The sequence below is a fragment of the Ruegeria sp. HKCCA5491 genome, from assembly GCF_013034565.1.
In the GTDB taxonomy this organism is placed as follows: Bacteria; Pseudomonadota; Alphaproteobacteria; order Rhodobacterales; family Rhodobacteraceae; genus Ruegeria.
In genome coordinates this window covers 214473-222755 of record NZ_WQGG01000007.1, presented here as the reverse complement: position 1 = coordinate 222755, position 8283 = coordinate 214473, and the positions used below count along the sequence as shown (strand labels likewise).

General features: G+C 58.3%; 6 protein-coding genes. 1 reads left to right on the top strand and 5 read right to left on the bottom strand.

The window, feature by feature from the left end; all coding sequences use genetic code 11:
* Positions 1–321: 321 nt before the first annotated feature.
* Positions 322–2523: a catalase/peroxidase HPI gene (gene katG, locus GOV88_RS11545; protein ID WP_171240526.1), complete on the bottom strand. Its 2202-nt coding sequence runs from the start codon at positions 2521–2523 to the stop codon at positions 322–324.
* A 232-nt stretch (positions 2524–2755) separates the two neighbouring features.
* A complete protein-coding gene (locus GOV88_RS11540; protein WP_171240525.1) occupies positions 2756–3601 on the bottom strand; it encodes an SDR family oxidoreductase in 846 nt (281 codons plus the stop codon).
* Between the two features lie 90 nt (positions 3602–3691).
* Here GOV88_RS11540 and GOV88_RS11535 point away from each other — a divergent pair, with 90 nt between their 5' ends.
* Positions 3692–4324 (top strand): class I SAM-dependent methyltransferase, encoded by a 633-nt coding sequence (locus GOV88_RS11535; RefSeq protein ID WP_171123617.1) that lies wholly within the window; start codon positions 3692–3694, stop codon positions 4322–4324.
* Here the strand turns inward: GOV88_RS11535 and GOV88_RS11530 are convergent.
* From GOV88_RS11530 to GOV88_RS11520, 3 genes are read right to left on the bottom strand one after another with little or no spacing between them, the layout of a single operon-like run.
* On the bottom strand, positions 4321–5100 hold the full coding sequence (locus tag GOV88_RS11530) for a carnitinyl-CoA dehydratase (protein WP_171240524.1): 780 nt from the start codon (positions 5098–5100) through the stop codon (positions 4321–4323). The two genes, GOV88_RS11535 and GOV88_RS11530, sit on opposite strands and share 4 nt — an antisense overlap.
* Entirely contained in the window at positions 5097–7115 is a 2019-nt protein-coding gene (locus tag GOV88_RS11525) for an acetate--CoA ligase family protein (protein ID WP_171240523.1), read from the bottom strand. Before GOV88_RS11525 ends, GOV88_RS11530 begins: the two co-directional genes overlap by 4 nt.
* On the bottom strand, positions 7112–8272 hold the full coding sequence (locus GOV88_RS11520; protein ID WP_171240522.1) for an acyl-CoA dehydrogenase family protein: 1161 nt from the start codon (positions 8270–8272) through the stop codon (positions 7112–7114). Before GOV88_RS11520 ends, GOV88_RS11525 begins: the two co-directional genes overlap by 4 nt.
* Positions 8273–8283 lie beyond the last annotated feature (11 nt).

Sequence of the window (8283 nt, the reverse complement as noted above, 5' to 3'; positions counted from 1 at the left end):
CGTCCGACCGTCTCTCCGATCCGTCAGCACCGCCTCAGCAGCGCCGGTGAAGGGGTATTTACGGATTAGGTCTGGGACCTGCAACCCCCATTTTGAAAAAACTTCATATTTCTCTGCGGAAACCTGCTCATCTTAATAAAAACAACAGGTTACCGTCAAACTTATCCCCGCAAACCCCATTTATTGCGCATTGATTAAGAGGGTTTGAATTGCACCTCAACGGAATCGTACCCAAAGCTTGGTATGCCGCAGGGAGTCGGACCAATGAAAACGCCGCCCGAAGAGACTCGGACGGCGCATGACACTTCAAAGGCTACAGGATTATTTCAGATCGAAGCGGTCTGCGTTCATCACCTTGTTCCAGGCCGAGACAAAGTCGCAGACAAATTTCCCGCCTGCATCTGCCTGACCATAGACTTCGGCCAGCGCTCGCAGTTGCGAGTTCGAGCCAAAAACCAGATCGACACGGGTACCGGTCCACTTGACCTCACCGCTACTGCGATCGCGACCCTCATAGACACCCTTGCCTGCGGGCTTCCATTCGATGCCCATGTCCAGCAGGTTGGTGAAAAAGTCGGTGCTGAGCGTACCAACCCGATCCGTGAACACACCGTGCTTGCTGTCACCGAAATTGGCACCCATCACACGCAGACCACCGACAAGCGCGGTCATCTCGGGCGCAGACAAGTTCAGCAGTTGCGCTCGGTCAACCAACAGTTCCTCGGGTGAAACAGTATAGTCGGTTTTTTGGTAGTTGCGGAACCCATCCGCTGCGGGCTCCATCACGGCAAAGCTGTCGACATCCGTCTGGTCCTGCGACGCGTCAGTACGACCCGGAGTAAACGGAACCTCAACATCCTGACCACCAGCTTTGGCCGCCTGTTCGATGCCCACGGCACCGGCCAGAACGATCACATCCGCCAGCGAGACCTTCTTGCTGCCCGACTGTGCATCGTTGTACGCGGCCTGAACGCCCTCAAGCGTGGCCAATGTATTGGACAGCTTCATGGGCTCGTTGACGTCCCAGTCTTTCTGCGGCGCAAGACGGATACGCGCACCATTGGCGCCGCCACGCTTGTCCGACCCACGGAAGGTCGAGGCCGAGGCCCACGCGGTCGAGACCAGCTCGGACACCGACAGCCCAGTCGCAGCAATCTTGGCTTTCAGGTCGGCCACATCCGCATCATCCACCAGATCGTGATCGACCGCAGGCACGTTATCCTGCCAGATCAGCTCCTCAGTGGGGGCTTCTTCGCCGATATAGTTCGAACGCGGGCCCATATCGCGGTGGGTCAGCTTGAACCAGGCACGGGCGAAGGCATCAGCGAACTCGTCCGGGCTTTCGTGGAAGCGTTTCGAGATCGGGCCATAGATCGGATCCATGCGCATCGCCATATCAGCGGTGGTCATCATGGTCTTGACCTTCTTGGACGGGTCGTGAGCAGCCGGGGCCATGTCTTCTTCTTTGACGTTCACCGGCTCCCAGATATATGCACCCGAGGGGCTTTTGGTCAGGTTCCAGTCATAGCCGAACAGCAGGTCGAAATATCCATTGTCCCATTTGATCGGGTTCGCGGTCCACGCGCCTTCGATGCCCGAGGTAGTGGTGTCGTCACCCTTTCCCGAACCGAATTTGTTGATCCAGCCAAAGCCCATTTCCTCGATCGGGGCGGCTTCGGGTTCGGGTCCCACCAGATCAGGATCGCCCGCGCCATGCGCCTTGCCAAAGGTATGACCACCGGCGACCAAGGCAACAGTTTCTTCATCATTCATCGCCATCCGGCCAAATGTCTCGCGGATGTCGCGGCCCGAGGCCAAGACATTCGGCTCTCCATCCGGGCCTTCGGGGTTTACATAGATCAAGCCCATCTGCACGGCGGCCAGCGGGTTTTTCAGATCACGTTCGCCTGAATAGCGGCTGTGCGGGTTGTCGGTGGGGGCCAGCCATTCAGTCTCGGTCCCCCAATAGATATCTTCCTCGGGGGCCCAGATATCTTCGCGGCCGCCGGCAAAGCCAAAGGTCTTGCCGCCCATGGATTCGATGGCGCAATTGCCCGCCAGGATCATCAGGTCGGCCCAGGAAATCTGGTTGCCGTATTTCTGTTTGATCGGCCACAGCAGGCGGCGCGCTTTATCAAGGTTGCCGTTATCCGGCCAGCTGTTCAGCGGCGCAAACCGCTGGTTCCCGGTCGACGCCCCGCCACGGCCATCTGCGGTCCGGTATGTCCCGGCGCTGTGCCATGCCATACGAATGAACAACCCGCCATAGTGACCATAGTCAGCAGGCCACCAATCCTGCGAATCCGTCATCAGCGCATAGAGGTCTTCCTTCAACGCTTTCATGTCCAGCTTCTTGAACGCCTCTGCATAATCGAAATCGGCACCCAGCGGGTTCGAGGCTGGCGCGTTCTGGTGCAGAATCGAGAGGTTCAACTGGTTCGGCCACCAATCCCGGTTCGAGCGGGTTCCGGCGCCATGCATTACAGGGCATCCGCCTGCCTTGGGGTTATCACTTCCGTCCATGTCGATCTCCAATCCTGGCTAAATTCCGGCAATCTTGCGCGGTTAAAAACTCGGTCGATCAAGAACACATATAGATGACGTTTTTATCTACCCTAAACGCACGGTGAAAATTCGCGCAGGCGGGATAGGCAAGAGCGACTCTTTGGTCTTGTCGAGAACCGTTCTAACAAAGACCAGCAATGCATTTAAGTTTTGTTTATGGATGATTGTGATAACTAAAAATTATCATAATTCATTCATCCTGCATCAAAGACTTCAGCCCTACCCGGTAATTCGGATAGCGCAGGGTCACGCCAAGCTCATCCTTGATCCTGTCATTTCTGACACGCTTGTTTTCGTTGTAAAAGCTGCGGGCCATCGGAGTCAGATCAGCCTCATCAAACGGCACGGCTGGGGGAAGGGGCAAGCATTGCAGCTCGGCTGCATAGGCGATCACATCCTGCGGCGGAACGGGTTCGTCATCGCAAACATTGTAGATTGCGCCGGGATTTGGGGCCGCCATCGAAGCCACAAGCACCTGCGCAATATCTGCGACGTGGATACGGGAAAAGACTTGCCCGGGTTTGATAATGCGACGCATCCCAACGCGTTTGAGCTTGGAAAACGGGCCGCGGCCCGGTCCGTAAATACCAGCCAGACGGAAGATATGGGTCGGTAGACCCGGAATGTCCTGCCATTGAGACTCGGCCCGCACCCTCCACCTGCCGCGTTCGGCCGTTGGTGCAGGTGGGGTCATTTCATCAACCCAATCACCCTGATGATCGCCATAAACCGCTGTGGTGGATAGATACCCAACCCATTTGAACTGCGAAGCGCACGCTGCGATCTCATCCCGCAGGGCCGCCAGAACAGGATCGCCCTGCGCATTTGGTGCTGTCGAGATCAGCAAATGCGTGACCCCGTTCAGGTCGGGTGTCTGTCCAGGCCAGACAACAGGTTCGGCCCCGGATGCCTTCAGAGCCGGTGACTGCGCAGGGTCCCGCGTGGTGCCCAGAACCCGCCAGCCCTTCGGCTTCAACAGCCGGGAAACTTCCTGTGCCGAATAACCGTGACCAAACGAAAAAAGAGTGCCTGTCATGCCGCCCTTGATGATCTGCAATCTCGGCAGATGCAAGCTTGGGTGCCGAGATACTTGATTCGAATCCCTCAATGCGCCTTTCTTTTAGGCATGAGTACCAAAACACCCGACCTGCACGCCGCCTATGCGCTGGAGTCTCCAGAGGATCACAAGCGGCTCTATGCGGAATGGGCCGGCGATTACGACGAAGGGTTCGCCGCGCGCGAGGACTATCAACTGCATGTCCACACCGCTCGGGCTTTTGTCAGCGCCGGAGGCCAGGGTCCGGTTCTGGATGTCGGCGCAGGCACCGGGTTGTGCGGTGCCGTTCTTGCCGGTTTGGGCGTGGGTCCCATAGACGCCACAGATATCAGCGCCGAAATGCTGGACCGCGCCATGCGCAAGGATATCTACCGCGATGCGATCGAAGCTGATCTGAACAAAGGTATCCCCGTGCCGCGCGAAAGCTACTCCGGCGTTGTATCATCCGGCACGTTCACCCACGGCCACCTTGGGCCAGAAGCTCTTCCTGCATTGCTACGCGTCGCCCGGCATGGGGCGCAGTTCGCACTGTCCATCAATGCGCAGCACTATGAGAAATTGGGTTTCGCGGAAGCCTTGCACAAGATGGCGCAGGGTCAGATACAGAACCTGACTCTGTCCGAAGTCCCCATTTATGGCGATCTGGCAGTTGGTCCAAACAAGGACGACACAGCCCTGATCGCCCTGTTCGAGCGCGTCTAACGTCCTTTCCAGACCGGATCGCGCTTTTCAGCAAAAGCACGCGCCCCTTCCAGATTATCCTCAGACCCATAGAGCGTATCCACGGTTGGCAACTGCCGCCTTGTAATCCGGTTCATGACATCCTGGAACTTGGAATCCTCGGCCTCTCGCACGATCTCTTTGATCGCCGCATAAACAAGCGGGGGACCGCTGGCCAAAAGGCGCGCCATCTCCCAAGCGCGATCCATCAACTGATCGGACGGCACGATCTCATTGATCAGGCCCCATTTCTTTGCTTCTTCCGGGTTGAACCAGCGCCCGGTCAGCAGAAGTTCCATCGCGACATGGTAAGGGATGCGCTTGGGCAGCTTGACGCTGGCGGCATCCGCCACCGTACCCGAACGGATTTCCGGCAGCGCGAAGCTTGCGTGATCGGCGGCGATGATCATGTCCGCGCTCAGGGCCAATTCCAGCCCACCCCCACACGCAATGCCATTGACGGCCGCGATGACCGGTTTGTTCATATCGCGCAGCTCTTGAAGGCCGCCAAAGCCGCCGACGCCGTAATCACCGTCTACCGCATCGCCGTCCGCTGCTGCTTTCAAGTCCCAACCGGGGCAAAAGAACTTGTCTCCACCCCCTGTAATAATGGCGACCCGCAAATCCGGGTCGTCGCGAAAGTCGCGAAACACATCCCCCATCACGCGGCTGGTGGCGAGATCAATCGCATTTGCCTTTGGCCGGTCCAGAGTGACCTGCAGGATCGCGCCCTCGCGCTTGGTTTTGACCGGATTCATGAGCTTGCCTTTCGGATCAGGGCATCCACCGCAACCGCCCCATCGGGGCCGCAAATGAGCGGATTGATTTCAACTTCGCTGACATGGGCTGCATTAGCAATGACATAGGCTTGCACGGCATCTATCGTATCCAGAATTGCCTGCATGTCCGCTGCGGATTTGCCGCGGTAGCCCGCCAGCAAGGGCGCACAGGCCAGTCGGTTCAGCGCCTTGTGAACCGCCTGACGGGACGACGGGATCAACAAAGACACCGAGTCCCTCAGAATTTCCGTTAAAACCCCACCTGCGCCCAACGTCAGTACATAGCCATGGGCCGGATCGCGCGTCACGCCGATCAGCAGTTCGGCAACCCCGCTTGGCGCCATTTCTTCGATCAGAATTTCCGCCGTTCCAATCTCGGACGCGGCGCGGACCACATCCTCAAGGTTCACATTCAACCGAACGGCCCCTTGGTCGGATTTATGCGCCAGACCGATACCTTTGACCGCAAATGGACCGACCAGTTTTTCTACAGACCGCCGTGCCACTTCAGGCTGCGCCACGACGCTTTTCGGCACTCGTACACCGTATTCCTCAAGGGCCAATTTCGCCTCTGCCTCGGTCAGAACAATGTTCGTTTCAGCAGAGGATGGCATCAGAACAGAATCCGCTTGGGCGTCGAATGATCGCGAGGCGGCTTCAACGGCCGCCAGTGCCTCGTGCAACCCTGCAAACGGCACCACCCCTCCGTCCAGCAGCCGTTGGGCAACGTCCTCAGGCATCAATTCCGGCAAAGTTGCTGTCACGGCAAATGGACGACCCGAACGCGCCACGCAATTCAAAGCAGCCTGCGTTGCACAATCCCAATCTGTCGAGTCCGTGTGTGGATAGTCGACGATTGCCATGGTCAAACCCTGCTCTGGACTCATCATGGCGGCCCATGCCCGCGTCATGGCCGCCGCGTCGCGCCAGATATAGGTATGATAATCCAGCGGATTGGCCAATGCCACCATCGGCCCCAAGGCATCCCGCAATTCGGCCCGTTGCGTCGAAGACAGCGGCGGAAAATGCACATCCCGGCTTGTGGCCATATCTGCGGCAAGGCTGGCCTCTCCTCCGGAACAGCTAATGGTGCCCAAGCCGTTGCTATCCAGTCGTCCGGCTACATGCAGCAGCTTGAGGCACTCCAAAAAGCTCGGAATGTCATCCAGCCGTGCAATTCCCAACCGGTCCAAAAAAGCTTGCGCACCGGCATCGCCACCAGCCAAGGACGCCGTATGCGAGATCGTCGCCGCCTGCGCATGGGCAGAGCGACCCATCTTGAGCGCAACAATCGGTACACCCCGAACCCGCGCTTTTCTGGCCAAAGCCTCCCATTTGCGCAGATCGCCGAAACCTTCGATATGCACGCCAATGGCAGTAATGCGATCATCGTCCAACAGAGCCAGGGCAATATCGGCCTGATGCGTCTGGGCCTGATTTCCGCAGGTCAGCATGAAAGCCAACGGCAGGGCACGGCGCTGCATCGTCATGTTGATGGCGATGTTCGAACTTTGCGTCAGGATCGCAACACCACGATCCACAGGCCGCATTCCATGTTGGTCGGGCCATACGGCCACACGATCCAAGCCGTTCACAAACCCATAGCAGTTGGGGCCAAGGATCGGCATATCCCCAGCCGCTGCGATCAACTGCTCCTGAAGGTCCGTTCCTGCGTCATCTTCGGCCTGCGCCTCAGTAAAGCCCGAGGCGAAACAGACCGCGCCCCCCGCGCCCATCGCGGACAGAACCTTAACCGTTTGAATTGTGGCGTGCCTGTTGATCCCCACGAATGCCAGATCAGGCGATGAGGGCAGCACCTCCAGTGAACCGAACGCCTTTTCCCCAGCAACCTCAGCCGCCTTGGGATGAACGGACCAGATATCGCCCTTGAACCCGAACTTTCGCGCCTGCTGAATGACCGAGGCACACCACGCCCCACCCCCGATCACAGCAATGGATTCAGGGTTCAGCGCACGGGTCAGCGCTGCGGTCATGCGCCAAGCGCCCGCAGCAGATCGCGGCTGATGATGTGGCGTTGGATCTCGCTGGTGCCGTCCCAGATGCGTTCAACACGGGCGTCGCGCCAAAACCGTTCCAGCGGGTAGTCATCCATAAGACCCATGCCGCCATGCACCTGAATCGCCGCATCCGTCACCCGCGCCAGCATTTCCGAGGCGTTTAACTTGGCCGAGGCGATCTCACGGTTGGCCGGCAATCCCTGATCCAACCGATCCGCGGCAGCAAGGGTCAGCAGGTCGGCGGCGTCAATCTCGGTGATCATGTCGGCGATCTGGAAAGACACGCCCTGAAACTTACCGATCTTCTGGCCGAACTGTTCACGCGTTGCAGCATAATCCAACGCATAGTCGAATGCCCGGCGCGCACGCCCAACCGACATGGCGGCGACGGTGATCCGCGTTGCATAGAGCCATGTGTTCATCACCTCAAACCCGCCATCGACCTCGCCCAAAACCTGCGCATCCGGCAGGCGGCAATCGTCGAAATCCAGCACCATGTTCTTATAGCCGCGGTGGCTGACCGACTTATATCCGTCACGAATCGTGAAACCCGGAGTGCCGCGATCCACCAAAAAGGCGGTGATGCGCTTCTTGGGGCCTTTGGGTGTTTGATCCTCGCCGGTTGCGATGAAGACGATGATGAAATCCGCGTGTTCTGCGCCCGAGATGAAATGTTTGGTGCCATTGACCACCCAATCACCACCGTCCCTCACAGCAGCGCACTTCATCCCCCGCACGTCCGAGCCCGCGCCCGGTTCGGTCATCGCCAGCGCATCCATCTTTTCACCACGCACGGCGGGCATCAGATACCGCTCGACCTGATCGCCTTCGCACGCCATCAGAATGTTCTGCGGGCGTCCGAAGAAATGGTTCAAGGCCATCGACCCGCGACCCAGTTCACGCTCGACCAGTGCGAATTCCAAATGGTTCAGGCCAGCGCAGCCGACGCTTTCGGGAAAATTGCAGGCATAAAACCCCAGCTCGATCGTCTTGCGCTTGATCTCGTTAGCGATCTCCTGCGGAACCTCGCCCGTGCGCTCAACCATGTCTTCATGCGGGTAAATCTCATTTTCGACGAAACTGCGAACGGTCGATACGATCATCTCTTGTTCGTCGGACAGGCCGTATTGCATTTGGAGTCTCC

What these genes read in the sequence shown, in the direction of transcription:
- GOV88_RS11525 (WP_171240523.1), bottom strand. Translation starts at nt 7,115, where the DNA reads ATGACCGCAGCGCTGACCCGTGCGCTGAACCCTGAATCCATTGCTGTG.
- GOV88_RS11520 (WP_171240522.1), bottom strand. Translation starts at nt 8,272, where the DNA reads ATGCAATACGGCCTGTCCGACGAACAAGAGATGATCGTATCGACCGTT.
- GOV88_RS11530 (WP_171240524.1), bottom strand. Translation starts at nt 5,100, where the DNA reads ATGAATCCGGTCAAAACCAAGCGCGAGGGCGCGATCCTGCAGGTCACT.
- GOV88_RS11535 (WP_171123617.1), top strand. Translation starts at nt 3,692, where the DNA reads ATGAGTACCAAAACACCCGACCTGCACGCCGCCTATGCGCTGGAGTCT.
- katG (WP_171240526.1), bottom strand. Translation starts at nt 2,523, where the DNA reads ATGGACGGAAGTGATAACCCCAAGGCAGGCGGATGCCCTGTAATGCAT.
- GOV88_RS11540 (WP_171240525.1), bottom strand. Translation starts at nt 3,601, where the DNA reads ATGACAGGCACTCTTTTTTCGTTTGGTCACGGTTATTCGGCACAGGAA.